The sequence below is a fragment of the uncultured Bacteroides sp. genome, from assembly GCF_910585845.1.
Lineage (GTDB): Bacteria > Bacteroidota > Bacteroidia > Bacteroidales > Bacteroidaceae > Bacteroides.
Map to the genome: position 1 here is coordinate 22,131 of NZ_CAJUHF010000013.1, position 21,753 is coordinate 43,883.

At 50.1% G+C, this 21,753-nt stretch carries 12 protein-coding genes and 1 pseudogene; 10 read left to right on the forward strand and 3 right to left on the reverse strand.

What is annotated here, in order from left to right; all coding sequences use genetic code 11:
- Nucleotides 1-158 precede the first annotated feature (158 nt).
- From QZ323_RS05615 to QZ323_RS05655, 9 genes and pseudogenes are all read left to right on the forward strand, one after another.
- Nucleotides 159-1,709, forward strand: coding sequence for a DUF4836 family protein (locus QZ323_RS05615; protein WP_294633524.1), 1,551 nt, complete (start codon nucleotides 159-161; stop codon nucleotides 1,707-1,709).
- A 13-nt stretch (nucleotides 1,710-1,722) separates the two neighbouring features.
- Entirely contained in the window at nucleotides 1,723-2,367 is a 645-nt protein-coding gene (locus tag QZ323_RS05620; RefSeq protein WP_294633525.1) for an ATP-binding cassette domain-containing protein, read from the forward strand.
- On the forward strand, nucleotides 2,368-3,573 hold the full coding sequence (locus QZ323_RS05625) for an ABC transporter permease (RefSeq protein WP_294633526.1): 1,206 nt from the start codon (nucleotides 2,368-2,370) through the stop codon (nucleotides 3,571-3,573).
- Between the two features lie 228 nt (nucleotides 3,574-3,801).
- Nucleotides 3,802-4,708 (forward strand): annotated as a pseudogene (locus QZ323_RS05630) (DUF5597 domain-containing protein).
- 87 nt (nucleotides 4,709-4,795) lie between these two features.
- Nucleotides 4,796-6,484, forward strand: coding sequence for a sialate O-acetylesterase (locus tag QZ323_RS05635; protein WP_294633527.1), 1,689 nt, complete (start codon nucleotides 4,796-4,798; stop codon nucleotides 6,482-6,484).
- A gap of 14 nt (nucleotides 6,485-6,498) precedes the next feature.
- Entirely contained in the window at nucleotides 6,499-7,995 is a 1,497-nt protein-coding gene (locus QZ323_RS05640; protein WP_294633528.1) for an MFS transporter, read from the forward strand.
- Between the two features lie 62 nt (nucleotides 7,996-8,057).
- A complete protein-coding gene (locus tag QZ323_RS05645; protein ID WP_294633530.1) occupies nucleotides 8,058-9,035 on the forward strand; it encodes a glycoside hydrolase family 43 protein in 978 nt (325 codons plus the stop codon).
- 86 nt (nucleotides 9,036-9,121) lie between these two features.
- Entirely contained in the window at nucleotides 9,122-11,152 is a 2,031-nt protein-coding gene (locus QZ323_RS05650; RefSeq protein WP_294633531.1) for an alpha-glucuronidase family glycosyl hydrolase, read from the forward strand.
- A 434-nt stretch (nucleotides 11,153-11,586) separates the two neighbouring features.
- Entirely contained in the window at nucleotides 11,587-15,738 is a 4,152-nt protein-coding gene (locus QZ323_RS05655; RefSeq protein ID WP_294633533.1) for a two-component regulator propeller domain-containing protein, read from the forward strand.
- Between the two features lie 172 nt (nucleotides 15,739-15,910).
- Here the strand turns inward: QZ323_RS05655 and QZ323_RS05660 are convergent, their stop codons facing one another.
- Nucleotides 15,911-17,026, reverse strand: a complete 1,116-nt coding sequence (locus tag QZ323_RS05660; RefSeq protein WP_294633534.1) for an endo-1,4-beta-xylanase — start codon at nucleotides 17,024-17,026, stop codon at nucleotides 15,911-15,913.
- A gap of 26 nt (nucleotides 17,027-17,052) precedes the next feature.
- Nucleotides 17,053-19,452, reverse strand: coding sequence for a glycoside hydrolase family 127 protein (locus tag QZ323_RS05665; RefSeq protein ID WP_294633535.1), 2,400 nt, complete (start codon nucleotides 19,450-19,452; stop codon nucleotides 17,053-17,055).
- Between the two features lie 532 nt (nucleotides 19,453-19,984).
- Between QZ323_RS05665 and QZ323_RS05670 the strand changes: the two genes are divergently transcribed.
- Nucleotides 19,985-20,248, forward strand: a complete 264-nt coding sequence (locus tag QZ323_RS05670) for a hypothetical protein (RefSeq protein ID WP_294633536.1) — start codon at nucleotides 19,985-19,987, stop codon at nucleotides 20,246-20,248.
- Between the two features lie 755 nt (nucleotides 20,249-21,003).
- Here the strand turns inward: QZ323_RS05670 and QZ323_RS05675 are convergent.
- Nucleotides 21,004-21,738, reverse strand: a complete 735-nt coding sequence (locus tag QZ323_RS05675) for a hypothetical protein (protein ID WP_294633537.1) — start codon at nucleotides 21,736-21,738, stop codon at nucleotides 21,004-21,006.
- Nucleotides 21,739-21,753 lie beyond the last annotated feature (15 nt).

A 21,753-nucleotide genomic window follows, 5' to 3' on the forward strand; every position in this document is an offset into this window, starting at 1 on the left:
AAAGGAATAAGGGAACGAGGTGAGAAGAGAAAAATGCTTGCTTGTCATAAAGCTAAGAGTTATAGCCTGTGCTTTTCTCCTTGTAAATTTGTCAACTGCACTTTTGTAAACTAAGAAGTTGAGCTTGCGAAACTTAAAACATTAAAATCAGAAACAATATGAAGAAAAGTATGTCTCTCCGCTTAGCGTTGATGGCTGTATTGATGGTCTTTGTCAGCGCATGTTCCAAGAAATCGGAATACACAAATGTGATTCCTGCCAACGCCAGCACGGTGGCCAGCATCCATGTGAAATCATTGGCAGAGAAAGCCGGACTGAACGACAAGGAAAACAAAGAAGTGCAGCAAAAACTGATAGAAAGCCTGAAGAGCGGCACGAATGCCGCCACGTTCCAGCAAATAGAGATGATCATAAAAGACCCGAAGAAATCGGGAATCGACATCACGGAGCCGATATACGTATTCAGCACTGAGACATTCCCCTCTACTCTTGTAGCGAAAGTAAGCAGCGAAGATGACCTGCATGCCCTGATGGAGACCTTAGAAAAAGAGAATATCTGTCAGCCCCTGACCAACGGCGACGGTTTTCAGTTTACGCGGATGAGCAACCAGGTGTTCCTGGCATACACCCCCTCCGTACTGATACTGACCGGATACAAAGGAAACTCGCAACTTGAAAAAATCAAGGAGAACCTCCCTACCCTGCTGAAGCAGACCGACGAAAACAGCATCATCTCTACTGCCGCCTTCAAGAGGATGCAGAAAATGGGAGGCGACGTCAATGCTCTGCTTTCTCCGGAAAGTTTTCTGAAAGACTATGCCAAACAAATCAACTATGGCCTGCCTCAGGATATCAACCTGAAAGACTTGTGGATGCTCGGAAGCCTCTCTTTCGACAAAGGCAAAATCAGTATGAAGTACGAAAACTTCACCGAAAATCCCGAACTGCAAGCCATGCTTGACAGACAGAAAAAGGTGACCCGCCCTATTGACAACAATTTCCTGAAATATTTCCCCAAATCCACCCTGATGTATTTCAGCATGGGTATCAACGGAGACGAACTCTATAACCTGCTGCTTGAGAACCAGGAATTCCAACAGAACTTCTCCATCGCCAAGGCCAACGAAGTGAAAGCCCTGTTCGACTCATTCCAGAAAGACATTGCCGCCGGACTGCTCAATGTCACGATGAGTAAAGCCCCCGCTTTCCTTCTCTATGCCAACGTGAAGAGCGCCGCACCTGTACAAGCGCTCTATGAGAAAAAAGACGAACTGGGTCTGCGACGCGGCGAAGAGATCATCAAACTGGGCGAAAACGAATATGTATACAAATCCAGAATGGCAAACCTATTCTTCGGCGTACGCGACAACAATCTGTATGCCACAAATGACGAGACCGTATATAAAAGCATAGCCCAAGCCGCCGACCCCTCTATCAAAGAGACGGGATTCGCATCCGGCATGAAAGGCAAGAACAGTGCGTTCGCCATCAACACGGAAGCCATACTTGCCCTTCCGCTCATAAAGATACTGAGCGAATACGGCGGAGCACAATATGTAACTGCATTTTCCTTGATTGATAAGATAGAGTACGCGCAGATCACCGGCGATGCGGACAACAACGCGGAAGCTGTCATTCAGTTGAAAGACAAAAGCGTAAACGCACTGAAACAGATCATAAACTTTATCAAGGAGTTTACCGGCATTTAATCAACAACCCATCATGGAAACCATTCATCTGCGGCAAACACTTCCCCAAGTGTTTGCCGACCGGAATGCCATCACCTCCGACGTATGGCACCAGGACCTTGTGTTGCAGAAAGGAGAGCGTTACCTGATTGAAGCCGCTTCCGGAACAGGAAAATCCTCTTTATGCAGCTACATCTACGGATATCGGTACGACTATCAGGGCATCATTTGCTTTGACGAACGCAACATCCGTTCGCTCTCCATCGGCGAATGGGTGGAGCTACGGAAGTATTCGTTAAGCATGCTGTTCCAAGAATTGCGCATCTTCACCGAACTGACCGCATTGGAAAACGTGCTACTGAAAAACCGACTCACCAACTGGAAGAAGAAAAAGGAGATCCTCTCTCTCTTCGACACCCTCGGCATTGCGGACAAAGTCAACGAAAAGGCGGGAAAACTCTCCTTCGGGCAGCAACAGCGCGTAGCTTTCATCCGTGCCTTGTGCCAGCCGTTCGACTTCATCTTCCTGGATGAACCAGTCAGCCATCTGGACGACAACAACAGCGCACTCATGGGACGGATACTGACCGAAGAAGCCGACCGACAGGGTGCAGGTGTGGTGGTGACCTCCATCGGAAAACATATAGAACTGGAGTATAACAAAGTATTGAAACTATAAATGAACAGACTTGTTTGGAAACTGCTCCGCCAACACATCAGCATCGGGCAATTGAGCGGTTTTTTCCTTGCCAACCTCTTCGGGATGCTGATTGTGCTGCTGAGCGTGCAATTCTATAGAGATGTACTCCCCGTCTTCACACAGGGAGACAGCTTCATGAAAAAAGACTATATCATCGCCACCAAAAAGATCAGTACCCTCGGCAGCCTCACCGGACAAAACAACACCTTCTCTAAAGAAGAAATCAAAGAATTGGAAGCGCAACCTTTCACGCGCAGTGTAGGTAGCTTCACTCCCACCCTCTTCCATGTGTCGACAGGGCTGGGCATGCAGCAGGCGGGCATACGCCTCTCTACGGACATGTTCTTCGAGTCCGTTCCAGACCCTTTCATCGACGTCAACTTGGACAAGTGGCACTTCGACGAAGAAGCACGGACCATCCCTATTATTATCCCCCGCAACTACCTGAATCTCTATAACTTCGGATTTGCCCAAAGCCGCAACCTTCCGAAACTCTCGGAAGGCGTGATGGGGCTGATACAGATGAACATCGTCATCCGCGGCAACGGACGTACGGAACAGTACAAAGGAAACATCGTAGGTTTCTCCAACCGTCTGAACACGATTCTTGTGCCACAATCGTTTATGGAATGGGCTAACCGGACGTTCGCCCCCGAAAGGGAAGCACAACCCTCGCGCCTCATCGTAGAAGTGAAGAACCCTGCAGACACCGCCATCACCGACTATTTCCAACAGAAGAACTACGAAACCGAAGGAAACAATCTGGATGCCGGAAAGACCACCTACTTCCTGCGCCTCGTCACCGGAATTGTGTCGGCTGTAGGACTATTCATCAGTATCCTCTCTTTCTACATCCTGATGCTAAGCATCTTTTTGCTGCTCCAAAAGAATACGGTCAAACTAGAAAACTTACTGCTGACAGGTTACACTCCTGCCCAAGTTGCCATGCCTTATTGGGTGCTGACTGTCGGACTAAACCTGCTCGTCCTGTTGTTCTCCGTTGGCGGTGTGGCTTGGCTGAGGAACTGTTATACCGAAGTGCTGCAAACCCTGTTGCACCGTTTTGAGACAAACACACTGTTGCCTTGCATTCTTACAGGAGTTGCCCTGTTCTTTGCTGTGTCCACCTTGGACATATTCCTGATACGCCGGAAAGTGTTGTCCATATGGGGAGGAGATAAATAAATCCCGTCGCATCCATCCACATCGGAAGACAAGGGGATATAACACCATCCCTCCCTGATATTCACCCGCAAAAAGCCTTTATGTTACATCCGCAAAAGAATATGTAACATTCGCAAAGGATCATGTAACCCAAGAGAAGCTTTCTGAAACGCCATAGAAAGCCCCTTATATCAGAACTTGCTATCTTTGTTGCAATGAAAAACAATTCAAATCAATGCCAGTGAAAAAATGAAGAGTTGGATTTTATTTTGGGTAATCAGCAGTCTCCTATTCGTACACGCCAACGCCCAGAAAAGCGCATTGCAGAAACAAGGAACAGCCACGCAGTTAACAGTGGACGGCAAGCCTTTTCTCATTTTAGGCGGCGAATTGGGGAATTCATCTGCCGCCTGCACGGAAGATATCGAACGTATCTTCCCAAAGTTGCAGCGCATGGGACTGAACACTGTGCTTGTTCCGGCATACTGGGATCTGACGGAACCGCAAGAGGGCCAATTCGACTTCACGCTGACTGATAAAACCATCGAACAAGCCAGGCTGAATGGGTTGAAAGTTGTCTTTCTTTGGTTTGGAGCCTGGAAGAATTCAATGAGCTGCTATGCTCCTCTCTGGTTCAAAGATGCCTCTCCTGACCCGCTATCAGGGAAAAGATGTCATGGAAGGAATGCTCTTCGACCAAAAAAACCGGGAAAGCATCTTCATACAGGATGATTTAAGAATTGTCTGCCGGCATTATTTCACCCTGCCTTGGGATCCGCGTGCCAAAGACGGTAGTACATGGCCCGAAGGAGGAGGTATCCTGCTGAGACTTGCCCCAAACGAATATATCGTGGCGGGTAGTGGCATCGTCATCGAATTTGAAAAGGTTTCTGAAAACCAAGGCAAGATACAGGCCTTGGGCGAAGACGGTTTCGCGCAGGCAGGAGGGAAAAATGGGGAAACAGCTAATAGAAAAGCGGAATGGAAAGGAGCACGTTGCGGAATCGGACACGTAGACGAGGTGCAAGTGAACGAAGACGGTACACTGTCCTATATACGCCGACTGAATGGCGACCAAGACCATCAGGGGCGGCATGTGCGAATCTCGACAGGAGATTTCCGTATCTTGCACGTAAAGTTGTACGAATATAAATAGACGTGCAAAACAGAAAGAAAAGAAAAGATAAAGAAAAGAACAGAAAGAACAAAAACAACAGATAGAATCAAAGACATAATTCAAAACATGAAAATGGTTAGTTATAATAAAGTTAGGTTGATTTCGGCAGCGCTACTTTGCTTTTGTACTGTTTCTATAACGGAGGCAAAAGTAAAGTTGCCTGCCTTAATTTCGGACGGAATGGTACTGCAACGCGAACGCCCCGTCAAAGTATGGGGTACGGCAGACGCCGGAGAGAGCGTAGTAGTGAAATTCCAGAAAAACGCCGCTCCCAACGAAGTGAAAGGCGGAAAGCTGAAAAACGCCTATACGGTAACTGCCGACCAAACCGGCAACTGGTGCATCACCCTGCCCCCCATGAAGGCGGGTGGCCCCTATATCCTGCAAGTGAATGACATTGAACTGAAAGAGATTCTGGTGGGAGACGTCTGGTTATGCTCCGGACAGTCGAACATGGAATTACCTGTCAGACGTGTCACTGACATGTTTGCAGAAGAGATCGAAGCCTACGAGAACAAGCACATACGCCTGCTGAAGGTACCCAATATCTTCAACTTCCATGCCCCACAAACCGACCTGCCGGACCATACGAACTGGAAAGCCTGTACCCGGGAAGACGTGATGGAGTTCTCGGCACTCGCCTACTTCTTCGCCAAAGCCATGTACGAGAAAGACGGCATACCCGTCGGGATAATCAACTCCAGCTGGGGAGGAACACCCGTAGAAGCCTGGATCAGTGAAGACGGATTGAAAGAATTTCCCAAGTATATCAACGATAAGCGCCAGTATGAGGACGATGCCTACCTGAAAAGCATCAAGCAAACGGAAGGGCAGAGTTTCCGTCGATGGAGCCTCTCTCTATATCAGGGAGATGCGGGACTGCACGAATCCCCTCGTTGGTATGCTCCCGACTATAACGACAAAGGATGGACGAACGTCGACCTGCACTCCACCGGCTGGGGAAGCAACGGATTGAATCCGGTCAACGGTTCGCACTGGTTCCGCAAAGAGGTGGAGATCCCGCAGGAATGGAACGGTAAGGAGGCTGTCTTGCGATTGGGATGCATCGTCGATGCAGACTCTGTCTACGTGAACGGCACCTTCGTTGGAACGACTTCCTATCAATATCCGCCGCGCATCTACACAATTCCCGCAGGAGTGCTGAAGACGGGAAAGAATGTCGTAACCGTACGTCTGATCAGCAACGGTGGCTATCCGCACTTCGTCAAGGAGAAACCCTACAAGATCATTTGCGGCAATGAGGAAGTGAGCCTGACAGGAGAATGGAAATACAAGCAGGGTGCTGCCATGCCCGCAGCTCCGGGCATGATGTTCTTCTGCTACAAGCCGATATGCTTGTACAATGCCATGATCGCCCCACTGAAGAACTACAACGTACGCGGCGTGATCTGGTATCAAGGAGAGTCGAACGTAGACCGCCGCAACGAATACGCCGCCCTGCTGACCGCTATGATTGCCGACTGGCGACGTACCTTCGGCAATGCGGAGTTGCCTTTCTACATCGTCGAACTTGCCGACTTCCTGTCGAAAGATGATGTCAGGGGACGTCAGGCATGGACGGAGATGCGCAAGGAGCAGGCACGTGTGGCAGAGACCAACACCCATACCCGCCTCATCCGCAACAGCGATTTGGGCGAATGGAACGACATACACCCGTTGGACAAGAAGACTCTGGGCAACCGCGTAGCCGAAAGCGCCTGGAAAGACAGCCAAGAACAGAAAACTAAAAAATAATAATAACAAGTACTATGAACTCACTCAGTCAGAAAGTATCTTTAGCCGAAAAGATAGGCTATAGTTTAGGAGATTGCTCTGCGAACCTTGTGTTCCAGATGATGATGATTTATCAAACCAAGTTCTATACCGATGTATTCGGGTTGGAAGGTGCCATTGCGGGATCAGTCATGCTGATTGCCCGCATCGTAGATGCCTTTGTCGACCCGACGGTAGGCATCCTGTCCGACCGCACCCAAAGTAAATGGGGTAAATACCGCCCGTGGGTGATCTGGACGGCACTCCCCTTCATGGTGTTCTACATATTGGCGTTCTACAATCCCGGCATCGAGGACAAAGGATTGGTAGCCGTCTACGCCACCATCTCTTACACCTTATTGATGACCCTTTATTCTTTCAATAATACCCCATACTCTTCGTTGGGCGGTGTCATGTCAAGTGACATCAAAGAGCGTACGAGTATCACATCCATCCGTTTCGTGTCTGCCACTATCGCACAGTTTGTCGTACAGGGCCTGACGCTGCCTTTGGTCAGCAAATTTGCGGGCGAAAGCGGCGACAAGGGACACGGATGGTTGTGCACCATCACCCTGTTTGCTGTGATCGGTTTCTTGTTCCTGGTGATTACATTCTTCTCCAGCCGCGAACGTATCACGCCGCCGGCAAGCCAAAAGACGGATACGCGGAAGGACATCAAGGATGTATTCAGTAACATCCCTTGGCGTGCCATGTTCATCCTTACCCTCTTCCTTTTCACGACACTGGCGATGTGGGGAAGTGCCATGAACTACTACTTTGAGAATTATGTGGACGCAGGCGCACTATATGCCTTCCTCGACAAGCTCGGACTGGTTGCCACGCAGGCAAGCGACAGTATCGGATATACCGTACTGAACGCCTTCGGTCTGATTGTGAGCAGCCCCGACAAGGCTTACGAAGTCGGCTTCGGCGTATTCAACATGCTGGGTGCCATCGTCCAGTTCTTCGGTGTCATCTGCCTGTCCGGTTTCCTTGCCAACCGCTACGGAAAGAAGTCGGTCTTCATTGTCTGCCTGGCATTGACGGCATTGTTCACTGCCTTCTTCTACTTCCCCAACGAGACGGACGTAGAGACGATGTTCGTGTTGAACTTCCTGAAGAGTCTAGCGTATGCGCCTACCGTGCCGTTGCTTTGGGCAATGATTGCCGATGTGGCTGACCACTCGGAATATGTCAACCATCGCCGTGCGACGGGATTCGTATTTGCCGGCGTAGTGTTTGCACTGAAAGCCGGTCTGGGTATAGGCGGAGCCATCTTAGGATTCCTGCTTTCCGGCTTCGGCTACGTATCCGGGGCGGGCATAGCGCAGAGCGAATCCGCCATTCATGGCATCGTGCTCTCTTCCAGCATCATTCCGGCGCTGACGTTCTTTGTGGGTGTCGTCGCCTTGTGGTTCTACCCCATCACCAAGAAGTATAACGAGCAGATACAGGCAGAACTTGCCGAGCGCCGGAAAAATGCCGACTATTAACCGGCGTATCCGCATCGGAAAACAGCGATAAACAATCATAAATTCAAATAAAAAACATTATCATGAAAAAGGAAAAAAGATATTTAGTACCCAACGACTTTATGGCAGATCCTGCCGTCCATGTGTTCAACGACCGCCTCTATATCTACCCCTCGCACGACTGGGAAAGCGGCATCCCCGAAAATGACAACGGCGACCACTTCAATATGAAAGACTACCACGTCTTCTCTACCGAAGACCCTATACACGGGGAAGTCATCGACCACGGTTTGGTGCTCACCACCGAAGAGATTCCTTGGGCAGGACGCCAGCTTTGGGATTGCGACGTGGCGGAGAAGGACGGAAAGTATTATATGTATTTCCCCCTGAAGGACCGGAACGACATTTTCCGTATCGGCGTTGCCGTGAGCGACCGCCCCGAAGGTCCTTTCACGCCCCAACCCGATCCGATACGCGGGAGCTACAGCATAGACCCTGCCGTGCTGAACGATGGAGACGGAAACTATTACATGTACTTCGGCGGACTCTGGGGAGGACAATTGCAACGCTACCGCGACAACAAGGCGTTGGAAGCGGGCGGCGTATTTCCTGCCGACAACGAACCTGCCATCCCCGCACGGGTAGTCAAGCTCAGTGCCGACATGATGCAGTTTGCCGAAGAGCCCCGACCAGTGGTGGTACTCGACGAGAACGGCAAACCGCTGACAGCAGGCGACAATGAACGCCGCTTCTTCGAGGCTTCGTGGATGCACAAGTACAACGGCAAGTACTACTTCTCCTACTCCACCGGAGACACGCATCGCCTGTGCTATGCCATCGGCGACAATCCCTACGGCCCGTTCACCTATCAAGGAGTCATCCTTACTCCGGTGGTGGGATGGACCACGCACCATGCCATCGCAGAGTACAAGGGCAAATGGTATCTGTTCCACCACGACAGTGTTCCTTCGGGAGGACGTACCTGGCTACGTAGCCTGAAAGTATGCGAACTGGAATACGATGCCGAGGGACACATCATCACTATCGAAGGGGAAGACTGATGACTTTCTTTCCGACTTGTTTCTTGCCCGCTTGCCATTTAGGAAGTTGAAGTTAAGAAACGAATTATTCATCTCTATCATTGCTTATGAAGAAATTATTATCCTTCATATTATTACTCTGCCTGCTGGTTCCCGCCTCGGCAGAAGATGGCAACCGCTTGTGGCTGCGATACACGGCAGACGGACAGGCGAACGTCACCTGCAACCGGCAATCGCCCATTGTGGACGCAGCTGCCGCCGAACTGCGTAAAGGCTGGAAAGGGGTACCCGTTGCGCTGACCCTGATCCGCAACAAGGAAACACGCGCACTGGGGGAAGAAGGCTTCCGACTGTCCACATCCGACGAAGGGCGGAAAATCTCCATTACTTCCGCCGGCGAGCGCGGATTGCTCTACGGAGCGTTCCATCTGCTAAGGTTGCAGGAGACTGGTACAGACTGGACAAGGCTTGACATCAAGGAAAGCCCCGCCTACGACCTCCGTATCCTCAACCACTGGGACAACCTGGACCGTAGCGTCGAACGGGGATATGCCGGACGCTCCCTATGGAAGTGGGACGCACTGCCCTCGACCCTCTCCGACCGTTACACGGAGTATGCACGTGCCAATGCCTCCATCGGCATCAACGGCACTGTCATCAATAATGTCAATGCTTCCTCCCGAATCCTCTCTGCCGAGTATCTGGAGAAGGTGAAAGCACTGGCAGACATATTCCGTCCGTATGGCATCCGGGTCTATCTCTCCATCAATTTTGCCTCTCCCATGCAACTGGGTGGACTGCCTACGGCTGACCCGCTGGACAAACAGGTTATTGCCTGGTGGAAGGAGAAGGCACGTGAAATCTATCGCCTTATCCCCGACTTCGGCGGTTTCCTCGTGAAAGCCAACTCCGAGGGACAACCCGGTCCGTGCGACTTCGGACGCAGCCACACCGAAGGTGCCAACATGCTTGCCGATGCGGTGAAGCCCTACAAAGGCATCATCATGTGGCGCGCCTTCGTCTACAGCCCCAGCGATGCCGACCGCGCAAAGCAGGCATATCTGGAGTTCCAACCTCTGGACGGACAATTCCGCAACAACGTCATCGTGCAGATAAAGAATGGTCCGGTCGACTTCCAGCCGCGCGAACCTTACAGTCCGTTGTTCGGCGCCATGCCTGCGACGGCGCAGATGGTTGAGTTTCAGATTACACAAGAGTATCTGGGTTTCTCCCACCACCTTGCCTACCTTGCGCCGATGTGGAAGGAGTTTTTCAATTTCGTGCCGCACGCTTCGCTGAAGGCGATGGCAGGCGTTGCCAACATCGGAACAGATACAAACTGGTGCGGGCATCACTTTGCCCAATCCAACTGGTATGCTTTCGGACGCCTCGCCTGGAATCCGGAACTCTCTTCCGAAGCCATCGCTGACGAATGGTTGGCACAGACGTTCTTCAATGCGCGTAACCAACAGCACATCCCCGCAGCACACAAAGTACGGCAGATGATGATGCAAAGCCGCGAAGCCGTAGTGGACTACATGATGCCCATCGGACTGCACCATCTCTTCGCATGGGGACATCATTACGGTCCGGAACCTTGGTGCGCCATCCCCGGTGCACGCCCCGACTGGCTGCCTTCTTATTATCACAAGGCAGACAAGAAAGGAATCGGTTTCGACCGCAGCCGGAACGGCAGTAATGCCACCGCGCAGTATCCCGATTCGCTCCGCCGACTCTACGACGACATCCGCACTTGTCCGGACGAATACCTGCTGTGGTTCCACCATGCACCGTGGCAACACGTCATGCAGAGCGGACGTACCGTGTGGGACGAACTATGCCACCGCTACGACAGGGGCGTTCAACAGGTCAGGAACTTCCAGAAGATATGGGCGGAAACGGAAGAGTTCATCGATGCAGAACGATTTGAAGCCGTACAGTCGCGGCTGAGCATACAGGCGCGCGATGCCGTGTGGTGGAAAGATGCATGCCTGCTCTACTTCATGGAGTATTCCGGCATGCGGATTCCTTACGACATTGAACGCCCGATCCATCGGTTGGACGACCTGAAGCGGGTGAAGTTACCCATCGGCAACCACGAATGTCCGACGGAGCAGATGCTGAACGAAAGAAGATAAAAACCAAAGAAGATAAGAACCAAATAGAAAAAGAACGGAGGAGTTTTACCACTCCTCCGTTCTTTTTCTATTTGAGTTGTACATATTTATTTATTCCATTATTTATTAAGCAACTACCGTTTTTCATTCATTCCATTTCTTTTCCTTCTCCGCACGGTCGACAGAGAAATATCGCATTCTCGTCGCCCGGAAAATGCGGAGTGTCTAAATGACCGGAAAGAAACTCAAAAGAAGCTGAATAAAAGACTTTTTGAAGAAAATTCAAACAGGCTCTAAGGTAAATGTAAAGAAGATTGTGTATATTTGCAACCCTAAATCATAGCTTCGCAGTTCGTAGTTTACAACCCTACAACCCGTAACTCGTAACCCTGTAGTTCGTAGCTTACCCCTTTGTAGCCTGTAACTTGCAGTTCGTAGCTCAAACATTATACTATATGAAAACAATATTCATACTATGCCTGCTGAGTTTGTTCCTTTCCTTCCCCTCCCACGGACAAGAAGGAAGGATGTTCACCACCGACAATGAACTGTCCAGCAGTATGATCAACAAGATATATCAAGACAAGGACGGCATCATCTGGATAGCTACCGAAGACGGACTGAATCAGTACGACGGCGCTAAATTCACCATATACAGGAACGAAAAAAACAATCCGCACTCACTGCTGAGCAACTATGTACGTATCGTCTTTGAAGACAGCCGCAGACGTTTCTTCGTGGGTGGCCTGAACGGCTTGCAGCTGTACGACCGTGCCACCGACCGGTTCACCAACATCTCTATGAAGTTTTCCGACGGCACACTGGCAGCTCCCAACATATCCACCCTGCTCGAACGGAAAAACGGAGACATACTGATAGGCACCGCCGGACACAGCCTGTTTGAACTAAAGGAACAAGGCGACACAATAATGGGACTGCAAACCAGACACCTCGTAACCAGCAGCCTCATCCACTGCATCTACGAAGACCGGCAAGAGAATTTATGGATAGCCACCGGCGACAAAGGTATCTTCCGTATAGACCGACAAGGGCAAACCAAGCAATACATCCACGAAAACAGCATAGCCCTCAACACCGTCTCCAGCATCTGCGAAGACGAACACGGTAGACTCTACATCGGAAGCCTCAAACGGGGTGTGTTCGTCTATCATCCGCAGACCGACTCATTCCGCCCGATCACCTACGCGCCCAACCATAACCTGCCCGTCAAGATACTTTATCCTTCCACACACAACGAAATATACATCGGTACCGACGGCGAAGGCATGAAGACGTATGACATACAAAAAAAACGAATCAAAGAAACCAACTTCAATACCACCCTATTCAACCTGAACCGCTCAAAAATCCACTCCATCTTGAAAGACAAGATGGGTAACCTGTGGCTGGGCTTCTTCCAGAAAGGCGTCATGCTTATGCCCCCCATGACCAACCAGTTCAACTACATCGGCTATAAATCTTCCATGCACGACCTGATAGGCTCCAACTGCGTCATGTCGGTGTGCAAGGATCACGCAGGCATCCTCTGGGTGGGAACAGACAACGACGGTATCTATGGCATAGCCCCCGACGGGAGCCTGAAAAGCCACTTCGCCCCCAAAGGTACCCCGCACTCGGTGCCCGCAACCATCATGAGCATCTTCGAAGACTCCAACCACAATCTCTGGGTAGGCTCCTACATGAACGGCATGGCGAAGATGAACACCCAAACCGGCCACTGCGAATACATCAACCTGCTGGACGAAAAGTCCGCTCCTGTAGAGAGTGTCTACAGTTTTGCCGAAGACAACCGGAAAACCCTATGGGTGGGAACAATGGGTGCCGGGCTCTACAACATCGACATCAGTACCGGCAGAGTGAACAACTGGGAATCACCTACCAAAGAATCGGACTGGAACCAGATAAACAGGTTGCACAACTCTTGGATCAACTGCTTGCTACATACATCGGACGAGCGACTCTACATCGGCACATACGACGGCTTAGGCTGCCTGGACATACGGAATATGGACTTCGTATCTCCCCTGAAGAACAGAAGAATACTCTATGGTGACGTGATCTATGCCCTATACGAAAGCCGCGACGGACACATCTGGATAGGAACTGACAAAGGACTGAAATCGCTGGACCCGAAGACGAACCAAGTCAATGAATATACGATAGAAGACGGACTGCCCAGCAACTTCATCTGCGGCATCAAAGAGGATACGAACGGGCATCTTTGGATCAGTACCAACAATGGCATCAGTCGGTTCACCCCAGACATCCGGAGCTTCATCAACTTCCATGCAAGCGACGGACTGCAAGGAAACGAATTCAGCAAGGGAGCCGCCTTCGTCACCAAGGAGGGTGAGTTCATCTTCGGCGGGACAAACGGAATCACCTACTTCGACCCTACCCGCATAAGCAACCCCAACAAGCAACCGGAAATACGCATCACCGACTTCTACCTTCACAACAAGACCGTGAAGAAAGGCATGAAGTCCGGCGGCAGAGAGATTGTGGACACTGCCGTGATGGACGCCAAACATTTCCATCTGTCACACAAGGACAACTCATTCAGCATTGAGTTCTCTGCCATGGAGTTCTATAGCCCCGAGCGTATCACCTACATGTATACCTTCAACAACAGCGCCAACTGGGTCAGCCTGCATCCGGGCAGCAACCGGATATCTTTCAGCGACCTGGCGCCCGGCACTTATCGCTTCATGGTGAAATCCAAAGATTACGCCTCCTATTCGGACACAAAGGAGATCCTCATCACCATCTCTCCCGCCTGGTACGCATCTGCATGGGCATGGGTCGTTTATGTCCTGCTGACAGCCGCTATCATCTATGCCATCATCATGCAGACGCGCCACCGTATCCGCGTCAAGCACGAGATCATGGAGCACATACACACCGAGCAGATCAACGAAGCCAAACTGCAATTCTTCATCAATATCTCCCATGAGATACGCACACCGATGTCGCTCATCATCAGCCCGCTGCAAAAGCTGATAGCCACCGACAAGGACAACGAACGGCAGAAGAACTACTACACCATCTACCGCAACGCCGAACGCATACTGCGCCTGGTGAACCAACTGATGGACATTCGCAAGATAGACAAGAAACAGATGCTGCTTAAGTTTCAGGAGACGGACATCGTGTTCCTCGTCCGCGACCTGTATAATACGTTCGAACCGCAGGCAAAGTCCAGGAACATCGCCTTCAACTTCCGGCCGGAGATGCAGGAACAGAAGCTCTGGATAGACCCGAAGCACTTCGACAAGGTGATCATGAACATCCTCTCCAATGCCTTCAAGTTCACTCCGGACAACGGCGAAATAAACATCCTCCTGCACACAGGCGAAGACCCTGCCGCTGCCTCACAAGCCCTGCGAAACTACCTGGAAATCGTAGTGGAAGACAGTGGAATCGGCATCAGTCCCGCAGAGGTAGGAAGAATATTCGAACGTTTCTATCAGATACGCAACAGCCACAACAACTCCAACGTAGGCACCGGCATCGGGCTGCATCTGAGCCGCTCGCTGGTCGAACTGCACCACGGTATCATCACCGCCGAGAACAACGAAGGCAAGAAAGGTTCACGCTTCATCATCCGCCTTCCCCTGGGCTGCGCACATCTGAAACCGGAAGAGATAGAGGAAGAAGCACAGAAATTCATCATACCTGCGCATACTGCTGATGTAGTGCCTGTCCAATCGGTGTCCGGCGAAGCGGAAGAAAAGGTACGTTCGCGCACCAAGTGCCGTGTGCTGGTGGTGGAAGATGACGAAGAGATACGGAAATACATCTGTCGCGAGCTGGCAGTGAACTTCCACATGCAAGAGTGCACCAATGGCAAAGACGCACTCAGCCTCATCCATAAGAAGGCGCCGGACCTGATCATCAGCGACATCATGATGCCGGAGATGGACGGACTGACCCTCTGCCGCAAAATCAAACAGAACGTAACCATAAACCATATCCCTGTCATCCTGCTGACGGCAAAGTCGAGAGAGGAAGACAACCTGGAGGGTTTGAAGACAGGCGCAGACGCCTATATCGTGAAGCCCTTCAGCATTGAGATAGTGAGAAAGACCGCAATGAACCTGATCAAAAGCCGCGAAATACTGCGGAACAGTTTCAGCGGAAACCAGATACAGACCGACAAGCTGCAAAAGCTGAACGTGCAGTCGCCCGACGAGAAGCTGCTGGAAAGAGTCATGAAGATTATCAACGCCAACCTCAGCAATCCGGATCTGAACGTCGAAATGATATCCAACAATGCCGGCATAAGCCGCGTGCACCTGCACCGCAAGCTGAAAGAGCTTACCAACCAGTCCACACGCGACCTGATACGCAACGTACGCCTGCAGCAGGCTGCCTCACTGCTGAAGGACAAGCGCCAGAATATTACGGAAGTCGCCCTCCTTACGGGTTTCACCAATATAGCCTATTTCTCTACGGCATTCAAGGAGTTATACGGTGTCACCCCTTCGGCGTATATGGAGAAACAATCTGAAATGTCCGATACCCAAGAACAAAACCAAGAACAAAACCAGGAACAAAACCAGGAACAAAAGCCGGAGCAGGAATAAAACAATTAAAACCAAAGGAAGCCATACAGATTACCCGGATTCTCACAGATTTTTCTTCACATACACTTATCAGAATAAGTGAAACAATCTGTAAGAATCCGGGTAATTCTATGATAACCGACAGTAATCTATCGTAATCTGTGATGAAAAGCAGTTATGCCGTACCCCCTCATCACTTCTTTTCCAACAACTCCTTGACAAAAGGTTTCGGCTGATAGTCACGGTCGAAAAGCAGCGGATAATCCTTGCGTCCCTTTATCGGGAAACCGTTCTTCCAGGAATCACTGTCGCTGATGCCCCATGCGGTCACACGGCTGATGACATCGGCATGTTTGATGAAAAGGTTCATATAGGCCTCCATTCTTGCATTCCAATGTTCGGACACGCTGTCGGGTAGAGACTCCGGATAGGGGTTCAGTGCTTTCCGATAGGCCAATGTGTCGGAGATGTTGGCAGTGCGGTTCACTGTGGGCAACGCGCTCATGTCCCACTCCGTAATCATCACCCGGGCACCGGTGGAAGCATAGGCAAGAATACTTTGCTCAAACTGCTCCATATCGGGATAATCCATGCCCATGTGTCCCTGCATACCTACTGCATCCACACGCAGTCCTTTGCTTTTCATCTCATTCACCAATCGCACCACGGTGTTCCGCTTACCTTCGGAGGACATGTTGTAGTCATTGTAGTACAACTCCGCCTCCGGGTCCGCCTCGTGCGCAAACTGGAATGCCAGCGGGATAAACTCTTCGCCCAGAATCTCATAGAACTTGCTCTGACGGAAAGAACCATCTTCCAGAATAGCCTCGTTCACCACGTCCCATCCCTTCACTCTGCCCTTGTAGCGGGTCACGATGGTAGAGATATGCTCCTTCATGCGTTGCTTCAGGACTTCGGGAGATACCTCTTTCCCCTCCTTGTCCACACAGAACCACGGCGCCAACTGGGAATGCCATATCAGGCAATGCCCAATGATGAACATCCCGTTCTCCTCGCCGAACTTCACAAACTCGTCCGCCTGACGGAAATCATAACGGTCTTCTTCGGGATGAATGACCTCGCACTTCATGCAATTCTCCGCTACGACGGAATTGAAATGCCTCTTCACAATATTCAGGGAAGCCGTGTCGCGTCCCGAAGACTGGCGGGTGTTCAGCGACACCCCGATCAGAAACTTGTCTCCCAACACCGCCTTTAGAGAAGGTTCTTCCTTCACCGCAGGCTGAGTAGCACAGGCACAAAAGGCGGCCCCTGCCACTAAACTCAACAAAATGTTTTTGCTTTTCATATGGATTGTTATAACTAACTGACTGATTACTCATTTCTCACTAACCGCACATGGAATACTCCGCCCGCGATGTTGCCGGGCTTGCTTCGGAAAGTGACCGTGACCGACTGCTTCCCTTCCAGCATCCCTGCGGGAATGGGATACTCCACATTCACCAGTTCCGCTTTCTTCCATTTGCCCACCAGATTCTCTTCTGCCAACAGCGCGCCGTCAATCAAGATGTCGAACGAGCGATTGGCACTCTCATTGCCCCAATAACGCACCATGAGGGAAAGCTCCTTTTCGCCGTTCGTCAGCAAGTTGTATTGGAAATATCCGCCGTCGCGGGCGTCTCTCCACGCCTCACCTTCGAAATGTCCGGTTTGCGACTTCTCGTACTTGAGCTGATGGTCTACTTCCGGCTGCTGCTCGGCGGTTGCCACCGCATCCACCGTGCGGCGGTCGAGCAACAGTTTGCGCTGCTCCGCCTCATGCATCGCCTTCTGCACATCGGCATACGCGGCTTGGCTCATGGAGAGCCAGTACATCATGTAGCGGCAATCGTGTATGCGGAAGAACGGCTCCAGCTGGAGGTCACGGTATTTGTCGGTGAAGAGTCCCGGCACGGTATAGCACAACGGCTTCCCTTCCACCGGCTTTATGCCTTCCAAGCGGGATTCTATCTCCTGCTTGCTTCCGATGATGATGGGGGTATCGAATACCGACACCAGCGGTCCGTGGGCGATGTGTCCCCAACGGCTGTTGTCTGCCACGAGGCCATCCAGATGTTCGGTTCCCATACGTGCTCCCATCAGGATGGGGCCGCGCATGATGGCGATGTACTCCGGAACATTGGGCAACTCTTCCACGGTCACTTTCATCGGCATGGTGATTTCAATGACATCCCCGTTCTTCCATTTCCGCTCTATGGCAATGTAGCTTGAGGGTTGCGAACCGGCGGCATACTCCTTTCCGTTGCACACCACCTTCATCTCTCCCGCCTTGCTCCACCACGGATGGCGGATCAGCAAGCGGGCTTTCACTGCCTTCTTCATGTGCAGGGTCAGACGGCTGGTCTCCCGGTCGGGGAAGGCGGTCTCCTGCGTCAGGGTGATTCCTTTCTCCTTCCAGTCCAGTCGGGAGGCTACAAAGAGATTGACGTAGAGGTTGTCTCCCTCATGGCTGTAGATGAACTCGCCATACTTACCGTGGTTCTCCATCCCCGTGCCGACGCAGCACCACATGGCGCTGTTGGGGGCGGAATACACCCTGTAGTGTGCCGGACGTGCCGAGGTGAAGTAGACGTATCCTCCATGTTCGGGATGCTGGGTGGAAAGGATATGGTTGTACATCGCTCTCTCATAGAAGTCGGCATAACGTGCTTCGGGCGACATGCGGAAGAGTCCTTCCGTCAGTTTCAGCATATTATTGGTATTGCAGGATTCGGGACCTTCGCGGTCTTCCACGTAGCTTTTGCAGTCGTTGGCGGCGGCAAAATGCTCACGGCGGCTGTTGCCTCCCAGTGAGAGGGTGCGCTTGCCCGTCACGGTGTTCCAGAAGAAATCGGCAGCTTTCCGGTAGGTATCGGCATCGCCGCTCCGTCCGGCAGAGGCGCTAAGCTCGGCTATCCGCTGGTAGCCTACGACCTTGGGCACTTGCGTATTGGCGTGTTTGTTGTCCAGATTGTCCGTTTCCGCCGCCATGCTGTCCAGCAGCCAGCGGTGCGAGAAGCGCTTGGCGGCATCCAGATATTTCACGTCGTCCGTCATCCGGTAGGCATCGGCATACACTTCGTCCATGCCGCCAAACTCGTTGCCGAGCATCTGTTCCATCTGTTCGTCAGTCAGCGGTGCAATGATACCCAGTCCCCAGTCGCAGAGGGAGAGGAACATCTCTTTCGCCTCTTCGCTGCCTCCATACGCCCAGGCATCCCTCAGTCCGGCATACGTCTTATGCAGATTGTACCAAGGCACCCAATATTTCCAGACGATGCCTACGTTGCCTTTCTGAATCTCCTTCCAGGCTTCCATGCCTTTGGGCACTCCTCCCACATATCCGTTGCCGTGTGCCTGCTGGCAGCGTTTCAGTTCCGAGACCATGTAGTCCATGCGTCTTTTGCACTCCTCGTTTCCGGTGGCGGCGTAGTGAATGGCGAGTGCCGAGAGATAGTGTCCTCCGACGTGCCCGTCCAGGTCAATCCAGTTGGCAAAGCTTTCTCCCTTCGGGGTAAGTCCCGCCTCTTTCAGGAAGGGGGCAAGCAGGCGGTCGGTGTCGTACTGCAGGAGCACATCGACGTTCAAGTCGCATGCCTGCTTGAAGGGGCCGTCCAGCAGCTTGACCTGCCGCAGGGGGAAGGTGTTCGGATAGAGCTTGTCCTGAGCAAACGTGGTTGCAAACGAGGCAACCAGACAAAGCAATAGGGATAGGGTTCTTTTTCTTCTGTTCATGATATTTCTTTAAGTAATTAAGTTATTTTAGTTCCGCAAGTTCAGCTTCTTAGTTGGCAAGACCTCGGTTGGCAGGTCTGCAAGGGGGGAAGTGCAGATTATGGCATCGGGGGGATGGCGAGCATCTCTTCCTTGTCGATTCGTCTCTTCGGTGCCTTGTTCGCTGCGAAAGTTAAGCTTGCGAAACTTGTGTTAAATGTAATGTTGGCGCTTCACTTTGGAAGGGGTTTTCCGGTTGCAAATATACGAAATAGATGGCTATGCTCCCTGTATCGTATGTTACATAATTTTTCGCTGGTGTTACATCTTTCTTGTATTGTCACATCTTTCTTGCATTGTTACATTCTGGGGCTTTCAGGCCTTTCTGGGCTTTACAAAGGGTTGGGGGGATGGAGGAAAGTGGTGAGATGCAAGAAAGGAATGTTCAAAGACTAATATATTTGATTATAACAAATATATTCTACTACACTCGCTTGCATTGTATGGGGCGAATTCGAGTGGTAAATCCAATCTTGTCAGTGCTATGCACACCATGGCAAGATGTGTATTGTTGTCTGTGAAGCTAAATGATAATGAAGAATTGGAATATGATCCATTTCTTCTTTTGGAGGGCAATGCGCGTCCTACTATGTTTGAGGTTATTTTCCTTAAAGGGGAGTTTTGTTATAGGTATGGTTTCAGATATAATCAAGATCGAATAGTAGAAGAGTGGCTGTTCCGCAAAACCGTACCTCGTTCCAAGGAGCAGATGTTGTTTGTGAGAAATGAAGAGGGAATCTGTGTGGAAGAGTCCTGAAACAAATCCTAAGAACGCCCAGTTGATTTTTACCACTCATGACACACACCTACTGTCGCAGAAAATTCTCAGACGCGACCAGATCTGGTTTACAGAGAAAGATTCCAAAGAGCAGACGGATTTATATAGCTTAATGGATATTGTACTTCCTGATGGCACAAAGCCTCGCAACGATGCAAACTACGAGAGAAATTATATTGCCGGCCGTTATGGAGCCATTCCTTATATTCTTAACGATTAAATTGTAAGGCTATGGCTGCAAAGAAGATAAAACTCGCTATGCCAATCAAAATCCATGCACAACAGTTTACCGTCTCGTGAGGCAGTTGTTGGGAAAGGATGAGAAACTAAATGCAGAATTAGTTGCTAAAATTGAAGAATAATTATAAATTTCGGCATTAATTTGCGCAAATACAGGGATAATAATCCAAGAATGAATGTTTTTCCCGGATGACTTGCAAGTTGGCAGGCTGGACATAAGTTATATTTACTTTCTGTTTTATTATACTCGACTATATACAAAACCCCTCTCAGAAGCCTTCTGAGAGGGGGGATAATGAGTCAGGGACTGAAAGGGTTTGACTCAGGGAGTGAAAGGGTTTCAGTCCCTGACTGAATGGGGTTCACTCAGTGAGGCATTTTTGATGCATTAAAATAAGATGCGTTTCACAAGTGTTTTGTAAGCAATATTCCTCCACAGGAATAACTCTTAATCTGTTTGCATGCCACTTATAGCCTCACGGTCGTTCATTCAATTACCAATAGCGGTAAAACTCATAGGTATAAACATCATCTCCAGTGATACTTCCTTCAAAGAGGTTATATCCTTTCAGATCGCCGTGATAATAAACCAAAGGAGAAGCGTTGAAATCCATCAGGTAAGTACCTGTCTGTCCACCTTTGGGAATAACCATCAAGGCTCCGTGATCTAATTTGCCTCCGTCGTTATAGACTTCAAACGGTACTCTGACTCTAACTTCGTCTTTTACAGGATAAGTAGAAGTAGCTGTAAATAGATAACGATTATTATAGGTTTGTTCTACAGAAACTCTTATATAATTATTTATTCCGTTTTGAGTAATCCCAATTGTTAATGTCTTATTAGATATTGGCTGTTTTAACACAATACTACCACTTCTTAAAGAAGAGATATTATCTTCTGTCATTACCAATAAAACATATATTTCATTATATTGAGAACATATAGCGTAATTCACCCAAGAAGGTTTGCTTACAATTTCAGGTTGTAATACAGTCTTTATGCCATTAACCTCAACATAAGATAATAAAGTCCTTCCAACAGGTTGTGTAGTACCTTTGGGAGTAAAAGCAAAATCTTCTACAATATCTGAATCTGTAAAACCTAAATAGTAAACACTATCATTAGCACTCCTCGTAACAGCATTTTCTGCTCCATCTTTATCAAAAGGTATTTCACTACTGCAACTATACCCGATAATTAAACTCAAAATAAATAAGACTTTCTTCATGGCTATTTGATTTTT